Below are 26,834 nucleotides of genomic sequence, written 5' to 3'. Positions count from 1 at the left end.
CCAAGGTTGAAAACTGTCAGAAAACCGCGTATATTTCTGACAGGAGAAAAGGCCATGCAGCGCTTGACCGAACAGATTCTTGATCATGGGGCGCGGCTGCCGGAAGGCACGCCGGTCGCAGCTAAGAGCTTGCTTCACCTTGGCAATCGCGCTGCGGTGGATCAGGCCTTGTCGCGCTTGGCTGAGAGGGGGCGACTGATCCGGGCCGGTCGTGGTGTTTATCTGCTGCCGATCACGAGCCGGTTCGGGACCAGGGCGCCGTCGATAGAGCAGGCGGTCGAAGCGCTTGCCGCCCAGCGCGGCGAAGTCATCGTCTCGAGCGGTGCGGCCGCCGCCAACAGCCTCGGGCTTACGACGCAGGTACCGGTCCGGTCGGTCTACCTGACATCGGGGCGCACCCGGAAGATGAGCCTCGGCAAGCAGATCGTCGAACTTCGCCACGCTCCTCGCTGGCAGCTCGCCATGGCGCATCGGCCAGCGGGACAAGCGGTGCGAGCGCTTGCCTGGCTCGGCCCAGAAAGGGCCGAGTCCGCCCTCCAAACCCTGAAGCGGAAGCTCCCGCCCGCCGCGTTCAGTGAGCTGGTGGCGGCAGCCCCTCAGCTCCCGACCTGGCTTGCGCGCAGCGTGGGAAAGGTTGCGCATGGCTGACGCCTTCCTCCTCCTTACGGCCGAAGATCGCCGGGAAGCCTTGAGCGTCGCTGCCGACCGCTCGGGCCGACCGGCGCACCTGCTGGAGAAGGATGCGTGGGTGGTGTGGGCGCTATCCACGCTCTACGGCTCGCCGCTCGGCGAACATTTGGTCTTCAAGGGCGGCACTTCGCTGTCGAAAGCCTATGGCGTCATCCGGCGGTTTTCCGAGGACGTCGATCTGACCTACGACATTCGCGCGCTTGCCCCCGACCTCATCGGAGACAATGGCGAGGCGCTGCCGAAGACGCGAAGCGAGGAAAAACGCTGGACGAGTGCAGTGCGCGAGCGTCTGCCGCATTGGGTAGCGGGGGCCGTTCAGCCGGTCATCGCCGAGGCCTTGGCGGGTGCGCCCCTGTCAGCGGCGACCCGGATCGATGGCGAGAGACTCTTCATCGACTATGAGGCGACAGCGGCAGGCTCGGGCTATGTATCGCCGAGCGTCATGCTCGAATTCGGCGCCCGCTCGACCGGTGAGCCGGCGAGCCTGCGCGATGTCGCCTGCGACGCGGCCGGGCTGGTGGATGGCGTAGTCTTTCCAACCGCTCGGCCGCGTGTCATGCATGCCGAGCGGACCTTCTGGGAGAAGGCCACCGCGATCCACGTCTTCTGCCTCCAGGAAAGGCTGCGCGGCGATCGTTTCGCGCGTCACTGGCATGACGTGGTGCGTCTCGATGAAGCTGGTTTTGCCGCTGCCGCTTTCGCGGACCGTGAGCTGGCCAACGCCGTGGCTCGTCACAAGGCGATGTTCTTCGCCGAGAAAGCCGTGGACCGCTCTCAGATTGACTACGCCTCGGCCGTGAACGGTGGCTTACAGCTCGTGCCAGTCGGCGACGGCGCAAAAGCTCTCGAAGAAGATTACGCGCGCATGGTCGACGACGGGCTTCTTCTCGATGAAGCCGAGCCTTTCGAGACACTCATGGAGCGCTGCGCAGACATCACCGCGCGAGCCAACAGCGCGGCAGGATAAGAAAAACGAACTGGGAGGCGACGGCGTACATTTCCGAAATCTACGCGAGCGGCTTGCGCTGCTTCGATCCTGCCGTTCCTCTCAGGAATCTTTCTGCCGGCCAAATACGGTTGAAGGAAAATTGTGAGCAATTTAGGGAAATTTCCAACGCGGAACGCTATACAACTGCTGGTAAACAATAATATTTCTAAGATTTAGGCCAGATATCTCTCGGGAGATAACTGTAGGGGGATGTGGTGGATATATTCGATCTCGATCAAGCGCTGATAGAACGGTACGAATCGTTCGCACGCTCCTTTTCGGAGATCCACGCGCCGGAAATCCGTGCTCAGGTCGATGCTGCATATAACGAGCAGCGCTTTTGGCCCGAGCCTCTCATTACTATCAATCCGCATTTCGAGGCTGGTCATTCTGTTGATCAGCTTGTCGCTCAAGACGTGCTTGATCCGGCTCTCAGCAGGATATTCGCCAGCGGTCCGGACCGGATGCCGATCAAGCTTCACCGTCACCAAGAGCGTGCTGTCGCGAAAGCCCGCAATGGTGAAAGCTTCATCGTGACAACCGGTACGGGGTCCGGAAAATCGCTCTGCTTCTTTTTACCGATCGTCGATGCGGTAGTTCGCGCACGGCGGGCAGGCGAAGCGCAGCGGACGCGCGCAATCATCATCTATCCCATGAACGCGTTGGCCAATAGCCAGCTTGAGGAGCTCGAAAAGTTCATCGGTGGCTCAGGGGTCGAAGAGGAGTTGCGCCCGACCTTTGGTCGCTACACCGGTCAAGAAAGTGATGCGGAGCGACAGGCCATCGCCAAGGCCAAGCCCGACATATTGCTCACGAACTTCATGATGCTCGAACTGCTCATGACCCGTCAGGACGAGCTCGATCGTGCCGTCATCGCCAATGCAAGCGGCTTGGATTTCCTGGTGCTGGATGAATTGCACACCTATCGCGGCCGTCAGGGAGCGGACGTCGCGATGCTGGTGCGGCGCGTTAAGGATCGCCTCGTCAAAGAGCGCAAACTACTCTGCATCGGCACCTCGGCAACGATGTCGAGCGCACAGGACGAGGTGGAGCGAGCAAGTGCAGTTGCTCGTGTCGGCAAGCTCATTTTCGGGGAAGAAATGAGTTCGGCCTCGATCATCGACGAAAATCTTGCCCGGGCGACAGATCCCCGCATCAACAGCACAAGCCTCGGAGCATCACTCGTAGATGCGGTCCGGGCGCCAATTCCTACCGGGCTTAGGGACAAGGATCTGTACGGCAATCCGCTCGCCTGCTGGATCGAGACTGAGATCGGACTTGCGGAAGGCGAAAAGCTACGTCGTCGGCCGCCCATGACCTTGAGCGATGCGACTGCCAAACTGTCGACCCAAACGAAGCTTTCCTTTGGAGAATGTAGGAGTGCCCTCGCCGGGATGCTGTCTTTGATGGGCCGCCGCGAAGATCTTCGCGGCGGTGTCAGCGACCGAGCATTTCTGGCGTTCAAGCTTCACCGTTTTATTTCCGGCGCTGGGCATGCCTACGCAACGCTAGAGCCTGCCACGGGCCGGCGTGTCGTGTTGGAGGGGCAGGTCTTTCACCCCTCTGATCCGAATGCACGCTTGTATCCGGTCTTCTTTTGCCGAGAATGTGGTCAGGAGCACCATAGCGTACGCATCGAAAATGCGCTTGATGGGATCCGCGTTCTCGCGCGGGCAATCGATGAGCCGGCAAGTGAAGACCCTGAACCAGACGGCTCGCGAACAGGCTTTCTGGTTCCCGCCGTTAATGCCGATTTCCAGTTCGGGGGCGCTGTCGCTGACTATCCAGACGATTGGCAAGAAACCACTCCGGCCGGACAGGAGCGCCTCAAGGGAGGACATCGCGGGAAGCATGAGGGGCAACTCCTTTTTGTGAAGCCAGATGGGTCGCTCGGCGACGATGGGGTGCCAGCCTGGTTCTTCAGCGGCAAATATCGTTTCTGCCCCCATTGCCGCCATCAGCCGCCTCAACAGGCACGCGACATCAACAAGCTGGCGGGCCTGTCGGCTGAAGGCCGTAGTTCGGCGACGACGCTCATCGTCTCGACCATCCTGGCTTGGATGGAGGCCGACGGAACGTTTGAGGAAAGCACCCGCAAGCTGCTGGGCTTCACGGACAATCGGCAGGATGCGGCCCTGCAAGCGGGGCATTTCAATGACTTCATTTTCGTCAGCTTGCTCCGGGGCGGTATCTTACGTGCCGTGCGTGACGCAGGTGAGAAGGGCCTCGCGGACGTTCGATTCGGGGAGGCTGTCCGCAAGGCGCTTGGTTTCGATCTGGAGGAATCTGATCGGCTCTCCGATTGGATGGCCGATCCGCGCGTAAAGGGATTCCACAACCGGCAAGCTGCCGAGGAAGTGTTGACCTCGATCCTGGCACATCGGGTATGGGCGGATCTTCGGAAGGGCTGGCGTTTTACAAACCCCAATCTCGAAGAAGCCGGTCTCGTGGAGGTGCGGTTTCCCGGACTGGGTGAACTGGCGAGTGATGACGAGGAGTTCGCTGCCAATCCGCGGCTGGCGGACAGTTCGCCCCAATTGCGGGCCAAGCTCTTCACGCTGCTTTTCGACTATATGCGCCGCGGCCTCGCGATTGCCACCGAGGCGCTGGATCGCCAGCGAATATTGCAAGTCGCCGAGACGTCCAGAAATCACCTGCGCGATCCCTGGCTGATTGATCAAAACGAAGAACAGGAACTGCGGCAGGCCGGATTCCTGATGATCGATCCACCGAGCAAGGCGGAGATCAGCGCTGCGGAAGATGTGCTGATCGTGCGAGCCGGCTGGCGGACGGCTTTGGGGAAGGCGCTCCGCAGCAAGGATCTGTGGGGGAGCCGCTTCCCGTTAAAGAGTATGACGACGTTATCGCCACACTCCTGCGTGCGGCCGAGAATCACCAAGTTGTCCGGCGAGTGGTTACCGGCGGAGAAGCTCCTGCGTGGCGGCTATCGTCGACCGCCTTGCGCCTCTTTCCCGCGACAAGGAGGGCCGATGGCAGACGCGAAAATCCGTTCTTCCGCGCGCTCTACGAGGATGTTGCCGAGATGCTTGGGCAGGAAGGTAACTTGCCCTTTGCCTTCGAGGCTCGGGAGCACACTGCGCAAGTCGACCAGAAAGTTCGCGCTTGGCGTGAAGATCGATTTCGGTTCGGGAAATCGGATATCGAGAGGATCGCCCAGAACCGGGACGAAATGCGCCAGGAAGGCGAACCCGCGAATTTCCTTCCGGCGCTCTTCTGTTCTCCGACGATGGAGCTCGGCGTCGATATCAGCGCGCTGAACGCTGTTTTTCTCCGGAATGCACCGCCGACGCCGGCAAATTACGTGCAGCGAGCCGGCCGTGCTGGGCGTAGTGGTCAAGCTGCGCTCGTCGTCACCTATTGCGCTGCTCAGTCCCCCCACGACCAATATTACTTTAACAATCGACAAGGGCTTGTCGCCGGCGTCGTGAAGCCGCCAGCCCTCGATCTTGCCAATCGGGATCTTCTGCGAAGCCATCTCCACGCCGAATGGCTGGCGGCGGCTGTCGTGCCGCTGAAGCCGTCAATCCCTGAAAATTTGAATATGGCGGCGGCGGAGATGCCCATCTCTGACGAAATCCAGAGCGCGTTTGCAAAACTTATCGCAGGCGGGACCGCAAAGCCGACGATGCGCCGCCTTCTCGAGCAAACTGCCAGCGCGGTCGAGTTGGCCGATGCCCCTTGGCTGGCTGATATCGATGCCTTTGTCGATGAGACCAACCGGGAAGCAGCGCAGAATTTCGCTGGGAGCTTTAGCCGATGGCGGGAGCTATACAGAAGCGCTCGGCGCGAACAGGATGAGGCGCATCAAATTCAGCAGAAGACGTCCTTCAAACCGGGCGAACGCAAAGAGGCCGCGCGCCGTCATTTCCGGGCGACTGAAGAACTTGACATGCTCGAGCGCGGACAGGCTTCGAACGGCTCCGATTTTTACACTTATCGATATCTGGCGACCGAAGGATTTCTGCCGGGATACAACTTCCCGCGTCTCCCGCTCTATGCTTTCATCCCTGCGACCAAACGTGCGGCCGTCCTGCAAAGGCCGCGTTTTCTCGCCATTTCCGAGTTCGGTCCCAACAGCCTGATTTATCACGAGGGGCGCGCCTACCGGGTTGTCCGGGCGAAGCTGCCGGCCCACGGTCGCCTCGACGACGGTAAACTAGCAACCACCAGCCTCATCCTGTGCGGAGAGTGCGGAGCGGCTCACACTGATGACAAGCTCGAGCGATGCCACGCGTGCGGCGCGTCGTTGGCCGGTGTGGATCGGCTCGACAATGTCTATCGGATCGACAATGTCGAAACGGCGCCATCGTCTCGGATCACAGCGAATGATGAAGACCGACAAAGGCGCGGCTTTGAGATCCAGACCGTTTTCCAATGGCAATACGAAAAGGGCGTTCCCGATATCCGCACGCTCACCTTGCGTTCGGAAGCAGGGCCGTTGCTGCTTCTCGATTATGGCGCGCGCGCGAAGCTATCGCGCGTCAACAAGGGTCTTCGCCGTCGGAAGTCAAAGTCGATAAACGGGTTCTGCATCGATCCGACGTCAGGCCGATGGGTAAAGGATACGCTCAACGGCGGGGATGATGATGACATGGACGTCACGATCCCGAAGTCGCAGCGGATCGTGCCGATCGTCGAGGACCATAAGAACGCGCTTCTGGTACGGCCGCTTGCAAATTTTGACGAGCGGCAGATGGCAACCCTGCAGCACGCCCTTCTGCGAGGCATCCAGATTGTTGCCGAGCTTGAAGAAGGCGAACTCTTGGGCGAGCCGTTGCCTGCGCGCGAGGACCGCAAGGCAATCCTGCTTTACGAGGCGACCGAGGGGGAGCTGGAGTTCTGAACCGCCTTGTCTCCGATCCGCGCCGAACGGCGGAGATCGCCCATCAGGCGCTGGATCTCATGCACTATGATTTCGCGCCGAACGGCGGCGGCCTCAAGGAGCGGTCGGATGCTTGCGTTGCCGGCTGTTACCGCTGCCTGCTCTCCTACTTCAACCAGCCCGACCATAATCTGATCGATCGTCGCGACGCGGAGGTCACGGCCTTTCTCTGCCAGCTTGCAGAGCCTGAATTGGTGCAGGCAGAGCCGGTGGAGGCCGCAAGCGGCTGGCTTGGCGCGATAGGCCGGTGGGGATTGCCAGCACCATCCCCGCGCAAGGTCGACGGCACCTTATACGAGCTTTATTGGCCAAGCTTTCAGGTGCTCGCGGTGTCAGGTCGTGTACCGGACAGGCTGGCTGCGGCATGCGCCGACTTGGGGGTGGATGTCGTCGAGCTACCCGAGGTGCCTGGCGAAGCCGCGCCGAGGGAATTGGTTGAGTTGTTGGGGGCGGCGTAGTGGAAGCGGTCAGATTTTCACCGGGGGATCTTGTCGAGGCGCGGGGACGCGAATGGGTTGTCCTTCCGTCTCCGGACGACGACATCCTCAATGTGCGGCCCTTGTCGGGTTCGGAGGCCGATGCGCAACGGATTGCGCTAGCGCTTGAAGTCAATCCCGTCAGGCCTGCGCGATTTGCTCCACCAACGCCCGAGCGGCGAGACACCCAGGACGGTGCGCGGTTGCTAGCGGATGCGCTGCGTCTGTCGCTTCGCCGAGGCGCCGGCCCGTTCCGAAGCGCTGCGCATCTCGGCGTGGAGCCGCGCGCCTATCAGCTCGTGCCGCTGATGATGGCCTTGAAGCTCCCCGTGGTGCGGTTGCTGATCGCCGACGATGTGGGGATCGGCAAAACGATCGAGGCGGGATTGATCGTCCGCGAAATGCTCGACCGTGGTCTGATCGACCGCTTCTCCGTGCTGTGTCCGCCCCATCTCGTCGAGCAATGGGTGAGTGAGCTTGCAGAGAAGTTCGATATTGACGCCGTGGCTGTCACCTCGGCCAGGGCGCGCAGCTTGGAGCGGGGTCTTCCCGCGGCTCAAAGCCTGTTTGAGGCCTATCCGCACACCGTCGTCAGCCTCGACTATATCAAGGCCGACAGCCGCCGCGACGAATTTGCCCGGGCGTGCCCGTCCCTTGTGATCGTTGATGAAGCGCATGCCTGCATCGGTGGAGATCGCGGCAGACATCAGCGTTTCGAGCTTCTCGAACGCCTCGCCTCCGATGAGGAACGCCACATGCTGCTGCTGACGGCAACGCCGCACAGTGGTGATGAAGCGGCGTTCGATCGTCTGCTCGGCCTCATTAGCCCGGACTTCGCGGGAGGTCCCCAAGGCGATGAGAATGCGCGCACGCGATATGCACGCCGCCTCGCTCAACATTATGTCCAGCGGCGCCGACCCGATATCACGGAGTCCGGTTGGCACGAGAAACGGACTTTCCCTGTTCACCAGGTGAAGGATGAGCCTTTCAGTCTCAGCGGCGAGTTCGGCGCTTTCCATGATCGCGTTCTGGATTATTGTCTTGCTGTTACGCAGCGCGCCGGTGCTGACCAGCGCAGTCGACGGCTCGCTTTTTGGGGGACGCTCGCGCTCATGCGATGCGTCGGCTCCTCGCCGGCGGCCGCAACAAATGCACTGCGCAATCGCCTGTCCGGAGTGGCGGATGAAGAGGCGATGCAGCCCGTTGTCTTCGACGAAGATGAAGGCCTGCTCGACCAAGGCGACGTGGAGCCCGGCACGGCCAGCGCGAGCGCCGAAGAGCGTGGTGAACTCGCCGAGCTGATCGCGATTGCAGAGTCCCTTGATCGCCGTCGTGGCGAGGATCCCAAGGTGGCGCGTCTGCTAAAGGTTCTAAAAGCGCTGCTTCAGGAAGGAGCCAAGCCGGTCATCTTCTGCCGGTTCATCGCAACGGCGGAGGCGCTGGGCGAAGAGATCAAGCGTGCTTGGCCAAAGGCTGACGTGGCAGTCGTGACAGGACGGCTACCGCCTGAAGAACGGCGAACTCGCATCGATCAGCTTGAAGACTCCGAGAGCCGAATCCTCGTCGCGACGGACTGCCTGTCCGAGGGCATCAATTTGCAAGCGCTGTTCGATGCCGTCGTACATTACGATCTGAGCTGGAATCCGACTCGTCATCAGCAGCGCGAAGGGCGTGTCGACCGATTTGGTCAGCGTTCGCCGGTCGTCCGCTCCGTGACGATCTTCGGCGACAACAGTGCGATCGATGGCGCAGTCTTGCAGGTCATCCTGCGCAAAGCGGACGCCATTCGTAAGGCGACGGGCATTTCGGTTCCGATGCCCGAAGACAGCGAAGGCGTGACCTCCGCGCTCATGCAAGCACTCATGCTTCGCGCCGGCGGACACCGAGAGCAGTTGGCTTTCGATTTCGGCCTTTCAAGCGAGCGCCTCGACAGCAAGTGGCGCGACGCCGAGGAAAACGCGAAAGCAAGCCGCGCGCGCTATGCGCAAGGTGCGCTGAAACCTGATGAGGTGTTGCCGGAGTGGCGGCAGATGCGCGCACTAAACGGCGGCCCGACCGAAGTCGCGCGCTTCACGGAACGTGCTTTGAAGCGTGCCGGTGCGCCCCTGGAGAGGGCCGGACAGCATCATCTCGTGCATCTGGACGCTATGCCCGACGCCATCAAGGAACGCGTGGAAGCGCGTGGTCTGCGTGGGACGCGAAGGATTGGCTTCGAAGATGATCCGGCGCCGGGTGTGACGCATCTTGGGCGCGTCCATCCCCTGGTTGCAAGTCTGGCAGAAAGTTTGGCGGAGGGGGCGCTAGATCCGGAAGGGGCAGCATTCCGTCCCCTTGGCCGGTGCGGCGCCTGGCGCACGCGAGCCGTCGCTCAGATGACGACGCTGATGCTTTTACGGCTTCGCTTCAAGCTCATCACCAGCGGCCGCACAAACCGCCTGTTGCTGGCTGAGGAAGCGACGGGAATCGCATTCGGCGGAATAGCCCCAGCGTCGTTTCTCGAAGGACATTCTGCCCTTGAGCTTCTCGAGGCCGAAGCAGCAGGAAATCTCGATGAACTCGCTGCCGCGCGTCAGCTCCAGAGAGCTCATGAACGACTGGCGAGCTACCAACCTGCGATAGAGGCCTTCGCAGCGGAACGCGGAGCTGCGCTTTCTGCCGACCATCTTCGGCTGACGGAAGCCGCGCGCGGCGGGGCGACGGTCGAGGTCGTTCCTGTTTTGCCAGCGGACGTCATAGGTCTCTATGTCCTCCTTCCGGAGGGCGAATAATGGCCCGCCATCTCAAACGTGTCGCCGACATCGGGTTCACCGCCATCTCAATCGAGGGCGGACTCATTTCGCCGGATCAGGTGGCGGCGATCGCCGCTACCACGCCGGATCAGAAGGCCGCCGCCGCTTATGGTTGCCCGAAGGGGACAAATCTGCGGGACGAAATCACCCGCTATTTCAGGATCGGCCAGGCCCACTGGCAGGCCTATGCCAAGTTGGCGGCGCCTAATGTGAGTCAGACCACCGCGTTCGCAAAAAGCCTGCTTGAGGAGGCTTTCGGATTTGAGGCACTCCACGGTCCACACGTTCATCGCAGGGATGGGCACACTTTTCACGTAACCCTTGAGGCCAAGAGCGGGCGCGTACCTGTCGTGGTTGCGGCAGCGGTGTCGGATGGTGAGGCGTTCACCAAGGCGCTTCCGCAGCTAGGTGATGGCCACGACGGGACCATCCCACGGCGTTCGCCCAGCGTACTGCTTCAAGACTGGCTAAACGCCAATCCCGATTTCTTGTGGGGAATGGTCTTCGCCGGTGATCGTGTCCGCCTAATGCGGGACAATGCCAGTTTTACACGCCCAGCTTATATTGAAGCTGATCTCGGGGCGATATTCCGCGACGAGATGTTCGCTGACTTCACTGCGACATGGCTGCTGATCCATGCCACACGCTTTGGCGGTGAGAACGCGCCTGCTAACGATTGTGCTCTGGAACGGTGGCGTGAGGCCGGACTGAGAGCCGGCACAGCGGCGCGTGAGCGGCTCGGGGAGAGCGTTGAAGAGGCGCTTCTCGCGCTTGGGCAGGGGTTTTTAGACGCGAATCCAGACTTTCGGGCAAAGCTAGATGAGAATCGGCTCAGCGTCCAAGGGTGGTTCGAGCAGCTTCTGCGCATCGTCTACAGGCTGATCTTCCTAGCTGTATCGGAGGACCGCAATCTTCTGCACGGACCTGATGCATCAGCAATATCACGCGACCTCTATGCCTCAGCCTACGGCTTCGGCCACATGCGTGAGCGCTCGGCCCGCCGATCCGCGCACGACCATCATCTTGATGCTTGGGAAGGAGCCAAGATCGTTTTTCGGGGGTTGGAGCGCGGCGAAAAGCTCTTGGGGTTGCCGCCGCTTGGAAGCCTGTTCGCGCGAGGCCAGACACCCGATCTCGATGAGGCGAGGCTGCCTAACAGGGCATTTCTGCGCGCGGTCTTCCATTTAAGCTGGTTGATCGAGGATGGGCGCCGTGTCCGTATCAACTGGCGTGATATGGCCACGGAAGAATTGGGTTCAGTCTACGAAGGTTTGCTCGAACTTGTACCCACGCGTGAAGAAAATGGCCGGCGTTTCTGCTTTTCGGGCGGCAATGAGGCGCGCGGAAATGCACGCAAGATCAGCGGCAGCTACTATACGCCAGACAATTTAGTTCAAACCCTGCTCGACAATGCGCTCGATCCGGTGCTCGCACGGGCTGAGGCTGAAGGCGGTGCTGACGCGATCCTCAAGCTCTCCGTAATCGATCCCGCCTGTGGCTCTGGCCATTTCCTTCTTGGCGCTGCGCGAAGGATGGCAACGCGTGTGGCGCTGTTACGAGATAGTGAGGCGCCAGATTATCCCGCTGCGATGCGCGATATCGCGCGCCGTTGTATTTATGGCGTCGATCGCAATCCCATGGCCGTCGAACTGGCAAAAGTGGCGATGTGGATCGAGGCGGTCGAACCGGGCAAGCCGCTGACTTTCCTCGACAGCCACATTCGATGTGGCGATAGCCTCGTAGGGGTCTTCGATCTCTCCGTGCTGAAAGACGGGATTCCCGACGACGCCTATAAGCCACTGAATGGTGATGATCGGGAAGTAGTGAATCACTACAAGGCTAAGAACCGTCGCGAGCAGGCCGAGCGTGACCGGATTGAAAGTGGCTTCGGTTTCAATCGCCAACGGGACCTGGCCCGCGATCTTGTCGCGCTAGCCGACATGCCCGAAGACACCCTTGATCAAATCGCACAGAAGCGGTCTCGTTTTGACGAGCTTATGAGCCACGGCGCGGCTGCTTGGACGGTGGAGCGTGCCTGTGATCTCTGGACCTCAGCCTTCTTCACTTTAAAAATCATGGGTGGGCAATATGCAGGCCCCGATGGCCTGCCGCGACGTGGCGCCGAAACGGTCGCAACATCGGGTGCCGTATGGCAACTCCTGCGCGGACACGAGCCATTTGGGCCGCTCTCCGGCGCGGTTGCCGATTTGGCGGCTCATTATCGCTTCTTTCATTGGCCCATCGCTTTCGCGGACGTAATGGGGCGTGGTGGCTTCGACGTCGTTCTCGGGAATCCTCCCTGGGAGACGATGAGCCCCGACAACAAGGAATTCTTTGCGTCATACGATCCTCAGGTGCGGTTTATGTCGCCTCCGGATCAGAGAGCAGCGATCGACCATCTTCTAGAGGACGCTTCAATCTCCGACAGATGGGACGAGCATTGCCGCGATCTTTACGCGGCAGTGCATTTCATGAAGTCGAGTGGGCGGTATCGTCTTTTCGCTCCGGGTAATCTCGGCAAGGGCGATTTCAACGTCTACCGCATGTTCGTTGAAACTGCGCTCGCCTTAACGCGTCCGGGACAGGTGGCCGCGCAGTTTGTGCCCGAGGGGCTTTACAACGGCGCCAATGCAACGGCGATCCGTGGCGAGATCTTCGATCAGCGCCGATTGGAGAAGCTGGCGGGCTTCGAGAACACCAAAGGAATCTGGTTTCCTTCGATCGACACGCGTACCAAGTTTTGCATGTACGTTGCATGGCGAGATGGTCGGACTGAACAATTTGGTGCCGCGTTCAGAGTCAATACTTTGGAGAAACTAGTCGACTTCTCGGCAGGACGAGTGCTCAGCATCCCAACTGATCTGGTCATCGAATTTTCGCCAGATGCTCGGGCTGTGATGGAATTTGCCGCACAAGAAGACATAGACATCTGCAGGAAGATGTACGCTCGCTATCCGAAATTTGGTGAGCAAATCGATGGGGTTCCTCAGCGATTTTATATGCGTGAAGTGGACATGGGCACTGACCGGGGATTGTTTTCCGAAGGGTCTGACGGCTTTCCTGTCTTCGAGGGGCGTATGATCGATGCCTACGACTACCGAGCCAAGGGATACTCGGCGGGGCGCGGCCGATCGGCTGATTGGCCGGATTTCCCTTTCGGCACGCCTGGCAAGAGCATCCAACCACAATGGCGCGTCCTCCCTGCAAAAGTTCCGGACAAGCTCATTGGACGGATCGACGAATACAGGATTGGTTTCTGTGATGTCGCCAGCCCGACTAATTCGAGAAGCCTGATAGCTGCGCTGGTTCCTCCGAATACGATCTGCGGCGACAAAGTGCCGACGATAACTTTCGGAACCGAAATAGATGACCTACTCTTGTGGCTGGCAATCGCAAATTCGCTGGCCATGGACTTTGTAGTCCGCAAGAAGGTCTCATTGAAGATGTCCTACACGATCTTGGACAGTCTTCCATTCCCACGAAATGCCAAAACCCTGCCTGTCGCCCAGGAACTCGTCAAGCGTGTCTACCAGCTTTGCGCAGTCGGTGATGAAATGGAAGAGCTGCGACAGGCAGCAGTGCAGCAGCAAGTGGTTTTAAGTTCGGTCAAAGTCGAAGAGGATCCTGATCGGCGCGCGGAAATCGCTGCTGAGATTGATGTTCTTGTTGCTCGTGATGTGTATGGCTTGAGCAAGCAAGAGATGCTGTATATCCTTGATCCCACTAATGTCCTTGGTGCGGAAAGCGATATTGAGACGTTTAAGGCGCTACGCAACCGCGAGATTCGGGAATTTAATGAATACAGAACTCAGAAGCTGATATTAAGTGCTTGGGAGCGGCTTGCTGTGGTGCAAGTCACTCCCGCAGCCGTCAGTGATCATCTCCGGTCGGATGGTGCCTTGGCTCGCCCAACGCAAGCACAGCCCGGTGACACTGGTGCCGTCCTAGCTGCGATTCTCAAGACAATCGCTGGACCGAAGCCGATCCCCGAGATCCGTTTGGCCGCCGCCTTCGTCCTAGAACCACGCCTACTTACTCCGCTCCTACCGTCCGCCAAGGTGGCAGAATGGCGTCGCTTGGTGGGAACGGAGGCCGATCCTCTTGCCGGCAATGTCGCTACATTCGTCGCGAGGAACAACACGGCGTGGGGCGCTGCTCTTCGAAATCACCGCGGCAACGGCAGGTTAGTCGAAAATCTTAATGACGCTACCTGGGCGCCCGGAGCAGGACTCGAGGTGATTGACACCTCGGGTTGGCCCGATGGCCGCGCCGTCTTCGTTTTCGGCGCACTGGAGAACATCAATCTAGACGTGGCGGTGGATTCGCTGCCCGCTGACATTCAGCAGTGGGTGATCAATGCCACAGCAGCCTGACCTTCTCACCCCGCAGGTTCTGACGGTAACGCCCGCTGAAGGGCTGGAAGGGCCGCGGCTTTGGGTTCGACGTCTTGTCGTGTGGAAGGAGCCCGGTGGGGAGAAGGTACGGGACATCGAGCTTCGTCCGGGCCTGAACATCGTATGGTCACCCGACGGAGCAGATGATGCCGCTTCCGTAGGTCAAACAAATGCTGTCGGGCATGGTAGCGGCAAAACGCTTTTTTGCCGGCTTATCCGGTATTGCCTTGGTGAGGATCGCTTCGCCACGGAGCCTCAGCGTGATCGGATTGGCACGGCATTCCTGAACGGCATCGTGGGTGCCGAAGTCATACTAGACGGAATCTGCTGGGCGATCGTTCGCCCACTAGGCGTGCGTCGGCGACATATGGCTGTACCGGGCGGAAATCTCGACGAGATCGCCGCTGGTGAGGGCGCTTCAACGGGAATGGAGCCGTTCGTCGAGGCGGTCGATCAGCAAATCATCACCACCGCGCTTGCCCAATTGGTTCGCCCTCAAGCGAACGGGCCAATTTGGCCGATCGCGCTCGCCTGGCTCACGCGGGACCAAGAGTGTCGATTTGACGATGTCCTGGACTGGCGGTCGCCGTCCTCGGACTCTGATTCACCGATGCCCGCGAGCGGACAGGAGAAGGGACCAAGGCTTGAGGCGCTCCGTTCGTTTCTGATGGCGATCACGCCTGAGGAACAGGCCACGCGTGGTGAAGTGAACAGCCTCAGCGAGGAGCGCCGTGTCCTGGATCAAGAGATTGGCCATCGCCGGTGGGAAATCGAACGTACGCAAACACGGCTCGTTACGGGGCTCGACCTTGAGGGGCAGTCGCTTCCAGAGATGCCGTTGCTGATCGACCTCATGCGCAGGTCCGCCAGCACACGCTTGGCGTCGGCAAGTAAGATTCCGACTGGCGGCGACGTTGAACTCGCCGCAGCCCGCGAGCAACGAGAGGCCGCGAGAAATGAATGGGCGCGCCTCGAAGGGGAACGTATCCGTATTGGAGCCCTAATCCCCGCTGAAGAACGCACATTGGCGATGATACGCGGGGAATTGCCGGGGCTTTCCTATTCGAAAGTCGAGGCTGAAAGCCCGGTCTGCCCGATATGCGAAGTCCCCATCGACCGCGCTCTGGCAGAGGGCTGCAAGCTCTCGCACAAAATTCCTGATGCCGACGCCTGCCGGCAGCGTTGGAATCAACGACAAGCTGATCACGACTCCCAAGCGAAACGAGTTGAGGATCTGCGGCAAGAGCAGACGAAGCTCTTGCCCCAGATTGCTCTGGCCAAGCAGCACTTCGATCGATCCGTCGATCACGTCGCGAACATCGAGAAGACGCGGGATGCCCGAGAGTCCACTTGGTACTCCGCCCGCAGGCTCCAAGACGATGTTGAGCGCCTTGTAGAACTCTTCGAAACGCAGGAGGCGGGTATAAAGCGTCTGCGCGAATTGGGCACAAAACTAGAGACTGAGAGAGAACGGCTGGGCGCCTTTCGTGACAAACAGGCCCGGGTTTTCGGACGCATGAGCGAGAAGTTCGACCCGATCGTCCGCCGGTTGGTCGGCCACGATGCAAAGGGCCGGATCACCCTTAGCGGGAACGGGCTTGATCTGTCGGTAGACATGGGCGGCGACCGCAGGACAGCCGCGATCGACTCTCTCAAGGTTCTGGCTTTCGACCTCGCTGCGATGTGCGTGAGCATCGAAGGCGCGACACGTGTGCCGTCATTTCTGCTTCACGATAGCCCACGTGAGGCCGATCTTGGTTTGTCAATTTATGGACGGCTCTTCGATATAGTTCAGGATTTGGAGCGCGTCGGCGGAAAGCCACTGTTTCAGTACATCGTAACGACAACCACGGCACCTCCAACCGAGTTCAGGGAACGTCCCTACCTGCAGCTAAAATTGCATGGCGATCCACCCACACAGCGCTTGCTCGGGGTTGACCTATGAGCAGCACCGAAGGACGTCTACCGGCTTATCCCTTCCTCCTTCTTTCTGAGCTGCGCGATGCTGCGAACGAGCATGGATACCGTATTGGCCCTGAAGAGGCTGGTGGATGGATCTTTTTCCGGTCGGCCAGTGCGCCAGGGGAGATCGGACTGGCCGCCGTAAACGGCACCGGTCCATTCTTTCTGTCTTTGATGCTGCCGGGAGTGGCGCGAGCGCTGGACGCCCAACCCGCGGCACCTTGCGCCAAAGGTCACGTAGGGGCCTTCATGTTTGCCACGCGTGATGAGTTGCATGCCGGGGTCCAAGCTGTGTACCGCCTGTCAGTTAGCTTGCCCAACTTTCCCCTTGAGAAATACGAACACGCTGTCGCGGGAATCGGCGAGACTGAAGGCGAACGCGCACAAAAATTCAGGATCGGGCAGAACATCTTTCGCGATGCCCTGATGGAATACTGGAACGGAACCTGCCCGTTGAGTGGAATTTCGAGTCCTTCGCTGCTGAGGGCCTCGCACATGATCCCATGGTCCGATTGCACGACTGACGCGCAGCGACTCGACGTGCATAACGGACTTCTTCTGTCCGCCCTATGGGACGCTGCATTCGACGCCGGGCTGGTGACATTTGATGACGACGGTTTGGTTTTGACTTCTGCTCGTTTGGAGGATGCTGCGCTTGACGCCCTGTCCTTAGATAAAGCGCCGAGGCTGCCGTTGCGCGACGAGCATCGGCCTTACCTGGCCCATCATCGCAACCACGTTTGGATCCGGAATTGACGGCGGCAGGTGCTCTGAGCCTGCATGAGGGGGCTGGGTTGGACTTCGAAGATCTGCTGAAGGCGCTGGAGCGCCCGCTGAATCATGCCGGCACCGCCCCGCAGGCTGCGGAGTTCAAGGAATGAGCGGGCCTGTATCGACTGCCGGACTGGGGACGTCGACCAAGCTGATTGGTTTGACGAAGCACACGAAGCACGGCCACGTACCAAGCCCGGTCTCTCCGCATTTCGTGGCGCCGCCGGCCCAGTCGAGCCTATTTTTCAACCCGACGGCGTTGGCGGCCGCGATCGCGAGGACGGCAACGACCTGGGATGATGCGCCGGTCGCGCTGCTCGACGGATTGCAGCAAAGTGCTCTGATCGAATTGCAGACGCTGCTCCAGGATGGATCGGCATTTGCGCTCGAATCTCATTTCAAATTTCTCGCGGATACTGCCGGGTCTCAGTTTGCGGCCAAGGTCGGCGCTGGCATTGCCCACCTCTACATGGACGCCCTCGGCTACGCATGGCGAGCGAACGCGGCGTGCCTGTCCTCGTCGCTCGATCCCCATGCGGATTTTATCTACGAAGGCGGCAACGCGTCCGGCCACGGTGTTGTGCTCGCCGAGGCGCACGGCTCGTTCGCCAAAGATGCGAGCGCAGCAAAAATAGCGAACGCGGCGAAGAAAAAGTACATCAAGCAGGTAAAGCCCTTTGTCGCGAAGCCGTCGCCGTTCGGAAAGGTAATCCACGGCTATTCGATTGCATTCGGGTCAAAGCCGACGACAGCCGGGAGCTTCCTGGCCGTATCGGAGACGCGGATCTCCAAGCCGCGAAAACGGACCGCATCCATTGGCGTCGAACAGGCGGACGAGGCACCCGAAGGTACGCCTGCGTCGATGGCATTGGCGACTCATCGTTCGAACTTTCTGCTGATGGGCGTACCGCATGTGACGAATTGGATCGACTGGCTTCGTTTGCCGGATTCCGCGCCTCCAGAGCGATCCGATGTTCCGCTTCTTCGATTTGACTATGCCGGTCGGACCTATCTGGCGGCGACGCCGTGGCTTTCGCGACCAGACGGTCCGCCATGGTGGATCGAAGATTTCTTCGATCATCATGGCTGGTGGCGATTTGCGCGGCGCTCGCCGCTATCGCCACCAGGTCATACTGGCTCTGATTTCGGCTGGTTCGCGATCGAGGAGAAGGCGGGGGCCGAATTCCTGAACGCGCTGAGCAATGCGATCCGTGACCGAGGAGTGGGGCGGCTGCCAGCGACGATGAGGCTACCAACCGTCGAACCAACAGGGTTTGCGCTCTCCGCGGGAGATCGCGCTGCCGTGGCCGACGCAGACGAGCCTTACCGCTATGCGCTTTTCCGTGACGGCCTGGCCCTCTTGGGAGAGCCTTTCCGTGGGCGGCCGCGTGACGTAGTTATCTGGTCGCCGGATGGAGGATTGGCGCTTGGATGACGCTGCCCTGGCGGATCGCGTCGCAGAGCAGACTGTGCTATGAGCTTCGTGACGGTACTTTCTTCGCTCGAAGTGAGATCCATCCGTGCGGTCGAAAACGGGTCTGGAGAGGTAATCGACCTCGATAGATACCGAAACCACGCAAAAATATTTTCGAGGGAATTTCCCTTTAAAATCAACACCGTAAGTTTTTGACGGCCCGAGGGTCGGCTTTCGGTGGCCTCAACAAGAAAAAACCCAGCTAGATCAATGACCTAACTGGGATAAAAACAATTGAGTGGGAATAATCTAGCTCCCGCGTTGCAGGCGGTAGGCCGGCTCGAGCGTCTATGACGCAGGCGCGCTACGCGCCGTGGTCAACCCCGGTAAGACTAGACATTGTCCGGCGCATGTGGCCGCGCCGGACGATGTTTGCGCTGAAAATCAGCGGTACGGGTAACCTGCCTTCTGCTGGTCGGCGGCGTAGCGCTTGAATATCTCGACCACGCGAGCCGCGCGCTCCGATTCCTGGGAGATTTCATCCCAGAAGCCTTCGGCATCTTTCGTGATCTGGCTCCATTCCTCGGCCGGCAGCGAAGTCTGTTCCATCTTCTCGCCGTGTACGCGAAGCTGCGCTTCTCCGCCCCAGTACCAGACGTTTCGGTAATAGTGCGACTGATCGATCGTCGTTTTGTAGAGCTGCTGCAGGTGTGGCGGGACCTTTTCCCAGCTTTCGGTATTGGCAAAATATGAGCCGAACCACGCGCCGGTCACCGAGTTCGACAGCGCGTATTTGCAGACGTCCGCCCAGCCGACCTCGTAAGCTTCGGTGAAGCCGCACCAGGCCACGCCGTCGAGGTCGCCCGTGCGCATCGCAACTTCCACATCGTCCCACGGCACGGTGACTGGCACCATGCCGTACCGTGAAAGGAAACGGCCGGCAGTTGGGACGCCGAACACGCGAAGGCCGTTGAAGTCGGCGATGCTGCGGATCGGCTTGTTTACGGTGAAGACGTGCAGCGGGTCCCATGCACCAGTAGACAGGTATGTCACGTTCGGGACGTCCGCGTAGGCTTCCCGCCAGATCTCATCGAGCCCGTAATACATGAACATCGATGCCACATCGAGGCTGAAGCGCGTGGCAAACGGGAAGTAGCCGCCGAACACGGCGATATCGACGGGTGAGGCCATGGTCGCCTCATCGGACTGGATGGCGTCGAGCGTGCCGTTCTGCAGTGCGCGGAACAGTTCCGAGGTCGGGACCAGCTGGTCGGCGTAGTAAAGCTCGATCTCCATCTCGCCATTCGCAGCCGCGTTGAAAGCGTCGATCTGTGGCTTGATCACATGCGCGCCCAGCGGGGCGCCCGAATAGGTCTGCAACCGCCATCTGATCGGCGCCTGTGCGCGCACGATCGCGGGTGCGGCAAGCGTGGCCGGCATCGCCAGGCCTGCCGCCGTGAGGAACTTGCGTCGGCTGGCGAGAATCCTTTGGGAAGGCGTCTTATCGATTTTGTCAGTCATGCTGTCTCTCCTCTGGTCGCTCTGTGAACACTACTCTCATCCACGAAACTGGCTGGGCAGCCAGGTCGCAATTTGCGGGAATGTCATGAGCAGCCCGATCGTCAGGATGATCATGATCACGAAGGGCCAGATCGACTTGTAGATGTCGATCAGCGTGATTTCCTTTGGAGCCAGCCCGCGCATCAGAAACAGATTGTAGCCGAAAGGCGGGCTGATATAGGCGATCTGGCATGTCATCGTGTAGAGGATGCCGAACCAGATCATCTGATTGTCGATGCCGAGGTCGAGCTGCGCGACAAGCGGTATGTACAGGGGCGCGACGATCACAAGCATGGCAGTGTCGTCGAGGAACATGCCCATGACGATGAAGCTGGCCTGCATCAGCAGGATGACCGCCCATGGCGACAGTTCCCAATTGTTGATGAACACGTTCTCGATCGCCCTGACGGCGCCGATGCCGTCGAAGACAGACGAGAAAGCCAGCGCGCCCAGGATCACCCACATGAACAGGGCAGTCACTGACATGGTTTCCCGCGCGGTTTCGTTGAGCAGGGCAAAGGATAGGCGCCCCTTCCATGCAGCGGCTAGAATGGCCGATACGGCACCGACGGCGGCGCTCTCCAGCAGGCTCGTGTAGCCAGTCACGAACAGGCCGATCATCACGACAAAGATGAGGACCGGTATGATTCCGGCCCGCAACAGCTTCAGCTTGTCCACAAGCGGCATGGCAAGTTCCTCATCGCTGAGCTTGGGCGCCAGCGACGGGTTCAGCTTGCAACGGATCCAGACATAGGCCGCGAAGATCACGGCCATGATCAGCCCCGGGAACACGCCGGCGAGCCACAGGTCGGACACCGGCTGCCTGGCGATGACGGCGAAAAGGACCATGACGACCGACGGAGGCAACAGGATGCCCAGCGTCGAGCCGCCCTGCACCACGCCCGTGATCAGGGCCTTGTCGTATCCCCGGCGCAGCATCTCGGGAAGTGCGATCGCGGAACCGATTGCAAGCCCGGCCACCGACAGACCGTTGATGGCGCTGATGATCACCATCAGGAAGACGGTTCCCAACGCCAGGCCGCCAGGCAACTTTCCGAACCAGACATGCATCATCTGGTAGAGTTCTTCGGCGATGCCGCTCTTCGACATCATGTGGCCCATGAACACAAATAGCGGCAGTGTCAGGAGCGCGTGCCAGGAGAACAGCTTGAACGCGGCGTTGAACGGCAATTCCGCGGACGCGTTTCCATAGAGCGCAAGCGCGCTTGCGGCCGCTACCGCGCCAATCATCGCGAAGACGCGTTGACCCGTCAGCATGAGAAACACCATGCCGGCGAACATCAGTACGGCGATTGTCTCGTAACTCATGCCACCACCTTGCCACGCGCCCTGGCGAGGTCTTTGAAGAAGATTGCGAAGCACTGGAGGATCATCAGCACCAGGCAGATGGTCATCAGGATCTTGATTGGTACCAGCGAGGGCGCCCAAAGCGACGGAAGGCGCTGATTGGTCGCCCAGGAATATTGCAGCGAGGAAATAGATCCCCAGAGCATGACGGAGAGATAGAAAGTCACGATCCAGATCGTGATCATGTCTATCCAGGCCTTGGTCCGGTCGGACAAATTCGCATAGATAAGGTCCAGCCGGACGTGGCTGTCATCCTTCAGGGTCTTGGGCCCGGCCAGAAAATAGAAGGCGGCAAGCGTGAATTGTGCGGTCTCGACGGTCCAGTTCTGAACGAAGCCGAAGGCCTTGTCGGACACCACATCGAACAGCAGGACACCGATCATCAGGTAGATCAGATATTTGGCAAAAGCCCCGATGAACTCGGCAAGGCGGTCCATGAGGCTGACATAGGATCTTATCACAGCGGCCATCCGTTACCTCTGCGTGGTGTGTGTGTGAACATCGGTCATTGCACCGTCACCGCGGCCGACTGGAGCGCGAGCCTTGTCTGCGTTTCAAGCATCCCGTCGCACACCAGAATGTCGATCTCATCCAGCCGACAGATGCGATGCGCCGCCTGCCGTCCGAATTTGTCCACATGCGCAACGACGACGATCTTGCGGGCGTTGGAACACATCGCCCTCGCGATGGATGCTTCGTCGAAATCCGCAGCATAGGCGCCGGCTGACATGTCCAGGGCCGCAACGCCGACGATCGCATAGTCGGCGCGAAAGCGGGCAATCTGCTCGATCGCATCGGCGCCGACGGATTCATCGTTGTCCGGCGCGTAGAGGCCTCCGATCAGGTGCACGCGCGCATTCCCCGGCCCCCTGGCCATGACGTTAGCTATACGCACCGAATTCGTAACGATTGTCAGCCCGGTCGTGCTGGTCAGCGCATGGGCGCACGCCAAGGTCGTCGAGCCGGTGTCGATCAGGCATGTATCGCCCGGCTTCACGATTTGCGCCAGCTTGCGTGCGATCTCGCTCTTGCCCGCAGCGGCCTCATCCATGCGTTCGTCGAATGTGCCCTCGGCATGGAGCCGCATCCGCCGTGCGCCGCCGTGAACCTTCTGGACAGATCCTTCTTCGGCAAGCACCGCCAGATCGCGACGGATCGTCTCTGCCGACACTCCGAAATCGGAGGCAAGCGTATCGACGGTCACTTCGCCTTCGCGTTCGATGATATCGAGCACGCGTGTCCGACGCTGCTGCGGCTTCACCCCTGTTCCCCTTCTCCAGACTCTGGAATGGTCCGGTCTCAGGATTTAGGCCTGCCGGAAATGGCCATGTCAACAAAATAAATCCATTTCTCAAAGACAAAACGGTCAAAACCTCATTCGATGTTGACTATTTGGGCAATCTGGCTGACAAACAGGCTTTCAAACGGAGAGTTCCTTGACCGCTTCGGCTCCAGCCCTGTCCGGTCTGTTCGACGTCGCGATCATTGGCGCGGGCGTGGTCGGCTGTGCGCTCGCGCGCCGGTTCACTTTGGCCGGGGCCCGCGTGGCGGTCGTCGAGAGGGCGGCGGATATTCTGGACGGAGCCTCGAAGGCCAATTCCGCCATCCTTCACACGGGGTTTGACGCCCCACCCGGGTCGCTCGAGCAGGCGTGCATTGCGCAAGGATATGAGGAATACCTGAGGATCCATCCGAAACTCGGCCTGCCGCTCGTCAGCTCTGGTGCGCTCGTCGTGGCGTGGACAGCAGAGGAGGAGGCGGCCCTGCCAAGCTTGGTGGCGCAGGCGCAGGAAAACGGAGTCACGGACGTGGAGATGCTCTCCCACTCCGCCATGCGGGACGCCGAACCGGGCCTGGGTCCCGGGGCTCGTAGTGCGTTCCGTGTTCCTCGTGAATACCTGATCGATCCGTGGTCGGCTCCCTTTGCCTATATGTTGCAGGCTATCGAGAACGGAGCGAAACTGCTTCGCGGCGCCGAGGTGGTAGGAGGGCGCCACGAGGGGCATTGGGTTCTCGAAACCACGAGAGGCACGGTGAGTGCATCGCTGGTCGTCAACGCCGCAGGGCTCTGGGGCGACGTGCTTGACGAAAGGCTGATCGGTCGACGCGATTTCAGCATCAGACCCCGCAAGGGGCAGTTCGTCGTCTACGACAAGTCCGCAGCCGCGCTGGCAGCGCATATCATTCTTCCGGTGCCAAACAAGGTGACCAAGGGGGTGGTGGTCTGCCGAACGGCCTTCGGCAATCTGCTCGTCGGTCCGACTGCCGAAGATCAGGAAGAGCGCGAGCACGCCACGCTGGTTCCCGAGACCCTCGAACAGCTTCGCAAGCGCGGCGCGGAGATACTCCCTGGACTGGGCGCGCACGCTGTGACTGCCATCTACGCCGGGCTACGCCCCGCGACCGAGTTCAAGGATTTTCAGATTCGCAGCCATGAGGGTCGAAACTACATTACCGTCGGCGGCATTCGTTCGACCGGCCTGTCGGCTGCTCTCGGTATCGCGGCACATGTCGAGCGCCTTGCCGGTCTGACGCTCGATGCGCCGTCTACTCCGGTTTGGCCGACCGTCTCCAATATAAGCGAGTATGCTCCCCGCGACTGGGAGGTCCCTGGTCATGGCGGGGTCGTTTGCCACTGCGAGATGGTCACGCGGCGCGAAGTGCTCGCAGCGCTCGACGGTCCGCTGCCCGCTCGGTCCCTTGCCGGTCTGAAGCGTCGTACACGCGTCACGATGGGGCGCTGTCAGGGGTTCTTCTGCTCGGCGGAGCTGGCCAGCATAACGGCCGGTCGTCTCGAACATGACATGGCGGACAGGATCGAATGAGCTTGCCGCCCGAAGTAGACGTGGTCGTCATCGGCGCCGGACCGGCCGGACTGGCCGCGGCGACGACGCTCGCGTCTGTCGCGTCGGTGCTGGTGCTGGATCGCGAGAATTGCGCAGGCGGCATCCCGCGTCATTGCGGGCACTATCCATTCGGCTTCCGGGAATTTCATCGGCTGATGAAGGGCCCCGACTATGCGAAGAAGCTGGTGGACCGTGCCGTGAAGGCGGGGGTGCGCGTCGCGACGGGCGTCAACGTTGTGGAACTGGAGCCGGGACCGCGGGTTGGCGTCACGTCGAATGCCGGCCGCTCGCACATTCGCTCCAAATTGGTCCTGATCGCGACCGGGGTACGGGAAAGTTCCCGGGCGCAAAGGCTTATCGGTGGCGACAAGCCGGGTGGCATCCTACCCACGGGCGCACTCCAGGGTATGGTCTATCTCGAAGGCAGAAGGCCATTCCGGCGGCCGGTGATCCTGGGAACCGAACTTGTCTCGTTCTCTGCAATCATGACCTGCGGCCATGCGGGCATTCGTCCTGTCGCGATGATCGAGCCGAATCCTACGGTCACGGCACGCTGGCCAACGGGGATCTATCCCTGGCTCAAGGGTATCCCCCTGCATTTGTCGACGGACATAAAGCGCATTGAAGGCCGTAGCTGGGTGGAGCGCGTCGTGCTCGAAGGCCCGGCCGGCGAAACGGTGGTTGAAACCGACGGAGTCATCGTCAGTGGGCGTTTCCTGCCAGAGGCGACGCTGCTGCATGGGAGCCATATCGAGCGTGATCCGGCCACCGGTGGCCCGGTTGTGGACAGCTACGGCCGCTGTACGGATCCTGCATACTTCGCCGCCGGGAACGTACTGCGTCCGGTGGAAACCGCCGGCTGGAGCTGGGCTGAAGGCAGGGCCGTAGGTAAGGCCATGTGCCTTGCGTTGGAAAACGCCTTGCCTGCACGCGAGACACCACGACTCAATCTCGTAGGTGATGCGCTCGCCTGGGCCATTCCGCAGCACGTGGGAACGGGTGCGGAGGCCGCCCTGGATAGGCTGCAACTGCGTGTCACTCGCCCGGTGCGGGGGCGGCTTTCCATGCGCGTTAACGGGGTGGAAGTCGCCTCGCGCCGCATCAGTACCCGCCCGGAGCGCCGCATAACTTTGCCGTTGCCCCACAGAAGCGGTTCGGTCGAAATCGTGCTGGAGGAAGAATGAGGGCGCTTGCCATCGATCAGGGCACGACGTCGACCCGCGCTTTGGTGGTGGATGAGGCCGGCGTCACCACTGTCCATTCCGTGGAACACAGACAGTTCTATCCCGCTCCCGAGCATGTGGAACACGACCCTGAAGAGCTGATCGCGAACCTGACTGGATGTCTGCAAGCGGCGCCCGATGTCGATTGCGTCGGACTGGACAATCAGGGCGAGAGCTGTCTGGCCTGGGATGCGCAGACGGGCCGTGCCATAACGCCGGTCATTGTCTGGCAGGACAGTCGCACGGCGCAGATATGCGACCGCCTCAAGGCAGGCGGGGCCGAAGCGCTCACCTTGTCGAAGGCTGGGCTGCCGCTCGATCCATACTTCTCCGCGTCGAAGCTGGGGTGGATCATGACTCATGTGCCGGAGGCGCGGGAGTTGCTGCGCGCAGGCAAGCTTCGGCTGGGAACCACCGACGCGTTCTTTCGAGACAGGCTGACTGGAAGTTTCGCGACCGACCCGAGCACCGCATCCCGCACGAGCCTGCTGGATCTGGAGACCGGGACATGGGATCCGGAATTATGCGCTCTGTTCGGCGTACCCATGGAGGCGCTTCCAGAAATACGGCCTACGAGCGGCATCCTCGGAACCCTTCGTGGCGGGAGGAAGCTGACGGCCTCCGTCGTGGACCAGCAGGCCGCTCTATACGGACATGGCGCGCGCAAGCAAGGCGACACCAAGATCACCTTCGGCACCGGCGCTTTCGCGCTCACGCTGACGGGTACGTTAGCCCGCGGGAACGGACCATTGCCGACCATCGCGTGGAGCGATCAGGCTGGTCGAAATGTCCATGCGCTCGATGGCGGGGTGTATGCCGCCTCGTCAGCGGTCAACTGGGCGAGGGGCTTGGGACTGTTCTCCGATTTCGCAGACATCGATGAATTCGACCGACCACCGGCGATCTCGCGTGGCATAGCTTTCGTGCCTGCACTGGCCGGGCTTGCCTGCCCGCATTGGGACCGCAACGCCAGAGGCGCCTGGATGGGGCTGTCGCTGGACAGTAAATCCATCGATATGGCGCAGTCCGTTCTGGAGGGCGTGGCTTTCAGGACTGCCGAGGTGATGTCGTCCATCGCGGCAACCACTACCATTTCGGAGCCCGTCAGCATTGATGGTGGTATGAGCCGCAATCCCTGGTTCTGCCAGTTTCTCTGCGACGTGCTCGGCCGGCCGCTTATCATTTCGGATGAGCCCGAACTGACGGCGTTGGGATGCGCGCAGCTTGCCGCCGTCGGCGCGGGTTTCTCGCTCGAGAGAGCGCCCACCGGCCGTCTGTTGACGCCCCGTCCGGTCGACCCGGGGTGGTTCGAGACGTTCGCGAAGGCCAGGGACGCGATCCGCGCCTTCGGCGCGAACGGGTAGCACGCCCGACCTGTTAGCGTGATTCGGATACCATTATCGACAGCCGTTTGGCCGCGCCGGCAACGTCGCCAGCGTCCGGGAAGACA

Annotated in this window: 18 protein-coding genes; 14 read left to right on the top strand and 4 right to left on the bottom strand. The window is 60.6% G+C overall.

The annotated features are described in order from the left end of the window. Nucleotides 1-54 precede the first annotated feature (54 nt). The 11 genes from HK436_RS00960 (at nucleotide 55) to HK436_RS00925 (ending at nucleotide 18,408) form a co-directional block, all read left to right on the top strand. Nucleotides 55-648, top strand: a complete 594-nt coding sequence (locus HK436_RS00960; protein ID WP_173186656.1) for a DUF6088 family protein — start codon at nucleotides 55-57, stop codon at nucleotides 646-648. Further along, the gene (locus tag HK436_RS00955) at nucleotides 641-1,657 is read left to right on the top strand and encodes a nucleotidyl transferase AbiEii/AbiGii toxin family protein (RefSeq protein ID WP_173186654.1); all 1,017 of its coding nucleotides are present in this window, start codon (nucleotides 641-643) and stop codon (nucleotides 1,655-1,657) included. The genes HK436_RS00960 and HK436_RS00955 overlap by 8 nt, the downstream gene beginning before the upstream one ends. Nucleotides 1,658-1,893: 236 nt before the next feature. Then, nucleotides 1,894-4,956 (top strand): DEAD/DEAH box helicase, encoded by a 3,063-nt coding sequence (locus tag HK436_RS30925; protein ID WP_312860450.1) that lies wholly within the window; start codon nucleotides 1,894-1,896, stop codon nucleotides 4,954-4,956. Next, on the top strand, nucleotides 4,869-6,542 hold the full coding sequence (locus tag HK436_RS30920; protein WP_244648435.1) for a helicase-related protein: 1,674 nt from the start codon (nucleotides 4,869-4,871) through the stop codon (nucleotides 6,540-6,542). The genes HK436_RS30925 and HK436_RS30920 overlap by 88 nt, the downstream gene beginning before the upstream one ends. 59 nt (nucleotides 6,543-6,601) lie before the next feature. Continuing rightward, nucleotides 6,602-7,039 carry a hypothetical protein gene (locus HK436_RS30915; protein ID WP_244648432.1) on the top strand — a complete coding sequence of 146 codons (438 nt, stop codon included), beginning with the start codon at nucleotides 6,602-6,604 and terminating at the stop codon, nucleotides 7,037-7,039. 293 nt (nucleotides 7,040-7,332) lie between these two features. Continuing rightward, nucleotides 7,333-9,825: a DEAD/DEAH box helicase gene (locus HK436_RS00945; protein ID WP_312860449.1), complete on the top strand. Its 2,493-nt coding sequence runs from the start codon at nucleotides 7,333-7,335 to the stop codon at nucleotides 9,823-9,825. Beyond that, a complete protein-coding gene (locus HK436_RS00940) occupies nucleotides 9,825-14,219 on the top strand; it encodes an N-6 DNA methylase (RefSeq protein WP_173186652.1) in 4,395 nt (1,464 codons plus the stop codon). The genes HK436_RS00945 and HK436_RS00940 overlap by 1 nt, the downstream gene beginning before the upstream one ends. After that, complete coding sequence (locus HK436_RS00935; protein ID WP_173186650.1) at nucleotides 14,203-16,185, top strand: chromosome segregation protein SMC; 1,983 nt, start codon at nucleotides 14,203-14,205, stop codon at nucleotides 16,183-16,185. The genes HK436_RS00940 and HK436_RS00935 overlap by 17 nt, the downstream gene beginning before the upstream one ends. Continuing rightward, nucleotides 16,182-16,958 carry an HNH endonuclease gene (locus HK436_RS00930; RefSeq protein ID WP_173186648.1) on the top strand — a complete coding sequence of 259 codons (777 nt, stop codon included), beginning with the start codon at nucleotides 16,182-16,184 and terminating at the stop codon, nucleotides 16,956-16,958. The genes HK436_RS00935 and HK436_RS00930 overlap by 4 nt, the downstream gene beginning before the upstream one ends. After that, a complete protein-coding gene (locus tag HK436_RS32220; protein ID WP_280515572.1) occupies nucleotides 16,955-17,083 on the top strand; it encodes a hypothetical protein in 129 nt (42 codons plus the stop codon). Before HK436_RS00930 ends, HK436_RS32220 begins: the two co-directional genes overlap by 4 nt. Further along, nucleotides 17,080-18,408, top strand: coding sequence for a hypothetical protein (locus HK436_RS00925; RefSeq protein ID WP_173186646.1), 1,329 nt, complete (start codon nucleotides 17,080-17,082; stop codon nucleotides 18,406-18,408). Before HK436_RS32220 ends, HK436_RS00925 begins: the two co-directional genes overlap by 4 nt. Nucleotides 18,409-18,831: 423 nt before the next feature. On the opposite strand, the gene HK436_RS00920 is transcribed toward HK436_RS00925, so the two are convergent. From HK436_RS00920 to HK436_RS00905, 4 genes are read right to left on the bottom strand one after another with little or no spacing between them, the layout of a single operon-like run. Continuing rightward, entirely contained in the window at nucleotides 18,832-19,908 is a 1,077-nt protein-coding gene (locus tag HK436_RS00920; RefSeq protein ID WP_173186644.1) for a type 2 periplasmic-binding domain-containing protein, read from the bottom strand. Between the two features lie 36 nt (nucleotides 19,909-19,944). Then, nucleotides 19,945-21,276 (bottom strand): TRAP transporter large permease, encoded by a 1,332-nt coding sequence (locus tag HK436_RS00915; RefSeq protein ID WP_173186642.1) that lies wholly within the window; start codon nucleotides 21,274-21,276, stop codon nucleotides 19,945-19,947. Continuing rightward, nucleotides 21,273-21,785 carry a TRAP transporter small permease subunit gene (locus HK436_RS00910; RefSeq protein ID WP_173186640.1) on the bottom strand — a complete coding sequence of 171 codons (513 nt, stop codon included), beginning with the start codon at nucleotides 21,783-21,785 and terminating at the stop codon, nucleotides 21,273-21,275. Before HK436_RS00910 ends, HK436_RS00915 begins: the two co-directional genes overlap by 4 nt. Before the next feature lie 35 nt (nucleotides 21,786-21,820). After that, entirely contained in the window at nucleotides 21,821-22,576 is a 756-nt protein-coding gene (locus HK436_RS00905; RefSeq protein ID WP_173186638.1) for a DeoR/GlpR family DNA-binding transcription regulator, read from the bottom strand. Between the two features lie 175 nt (nucleotides 22,577-22,751). Here HK436_RS00905 and HK436_RS00900 point away from each other — a divergent pair, with 175 nt between their 5' ends. From HK436_RS00900 to HK436_RS00890, 3 genes are read left to right on the top strand one after another with little or no spacing between them, the layout of a single operon-like run. Continuing rightward, entirely contained in the window at nucleotides 22,752-24,140 is a 1,389-nt protein-coding gene (locus HK436_RS00900) for an NAD(P)/FAD-dependent oxidoreductase (protein WP_194248430.1), read from the top strand. Then, on the top strand, nucleotides 24,137-25,345 hold the full coding sequence (locus HK436_RS00895; RefSeq protein ID WP_194248429.1) for an FAD-dependent oxidoreductase: 1,209 nt from the start codon (nucleotides 24,137-24,139) through the stop codon (nucleotides 25,343-25,345). The genes HK436_RS00900 and HK436_RS00895 overlap by 4 nt, the downstream gene beginning before the upstream one ends. Then, nucleotides 25,342-26,748 (top strand): FGGY family carbohydrate kinase, encoded by a 1,407-nt coding sequence (locus HK436_RS00890; RefSeq protein ID WP_173186636.1) that lies wholly within the window; start codon nucleotides 25,342-25,344, stop codon nucleotides 26,746-26,748. Before HK436_RS00895 ends, HK436_RS00890 begins: the two co-directional genes overlap by 4 nt. Nucleotides 26,749-26,834 lie beyond the last annotated feature (86 nt).

Origin of the sequence: Neoaquamicrobium sediminum, from assembly GCF_013240295.1 — a bacterium.
Taxonomy (GTDB): Bacteria; Pseudomonadota; Alphaproteobacteria; order Rhizobiales; family Rhizobiaceae; genus Aerobium; species Aerobium sediminum.
The sequence above is the reverse complement of the archived record's forward strand: the minus strand, read 5'-3'. Positions and strand labels throughout refer to the sequence as shown.

Excerpts from the sequence above, each read along its gene's own strand:
- HK436_RS00890 (WP_173186636.1), top strand. The coding sequence starts at position 25,342 with ATGAGGGCGCTTGCCATCGATCAGGGCACGACGTCGACCCGCGCTTTG.
- HK436_RS00915 (WP_173186642.1), bottom strand. The coding sequence starts at position 21,276 with ATGAGTTACGAGACAATCGCCGTACTGATGTTCGCCGGCATGGTGTTT.
- HK436_RS30915 (WP_244648432.1), top strand. The coding sequence starts at position 6,602 with ATGCACTATGATTTCGCGCCGAACGGCGGCGGCCTCAAGGAGCGGTCG.
- HK436_RS30920 (WP_244648435.1), top strand. The coding sequence starts at position 4,869 with ATGCGCCAGGAAGGCGAACCCGCGAATTTCCTTCCGGCGCTCTTCTGT.
- HK436_RS00910 (WP_173186640.1), bottom strand. The coding sequence starts at position 21,785 with ATGGCCGCTGTGATAAGATCCTATGTCAGCCTCATGGACCGCCTTGCC.
- HK436_RS00960 (WP_173186656.1), top strand. The coding sequence starts at position 55 with ATGCAGCGCTTGACCGAACAGATTCTTGATCATGGGGCGCGGCTGCCG.
- HK436_RS00895 (WP_194248429.1), top strand. The coding sequence starts at position 24,137 with ATGAGCTTGCCGCCCGAAGTAGACGTGGTCGTCATCGGCGCCGGACCG.
- HK436_RS00940 (WP_173186652.1), top strand. The coding sequence starts at position 9,825 with ATGGCCCGCCATCTCAAACGTGTCGCCGACATCGGGTTCACCGCCATC.
- HK436_RS00930 (WP_173186648.1), top strand. The coding sequence starts at position 16,182 with ATGAGCAGCACCGAAGGACGTCTACCGGCTTATCCCTTCCTCCTTCTT.
- HK436_RS00920 (WP_173186644.1), bottom strand. The coding sequence starts at position 19,908 with ATGACTGACAAAATCGATAAGACGCCTTCCCAAAGGATTCTCGCCAGC.
- HK436_RS00935 (WP_173186650.1), top strand. The coding sequence starts at position 14,203 with ATGCCACAGCAGCCTGACCTTCTCACCCCGCAGGTTCTGACGGTAACG.
- HK436_RS00925 (WP_173186646.1), top strand. The coding sequence starts at position 17,080 with ATGAGCGGGCCTGTATCGACTGCCGGACTGGGGACGTCGACCAAGCTG.
- HK436_RS00955 (WP_173186654.1), top strand. The coding sequence starts at position 641 with ATGGCTGACGCCTTCCTCCTCCTTACGGCCGAAGATCGCCGGGAAGCC.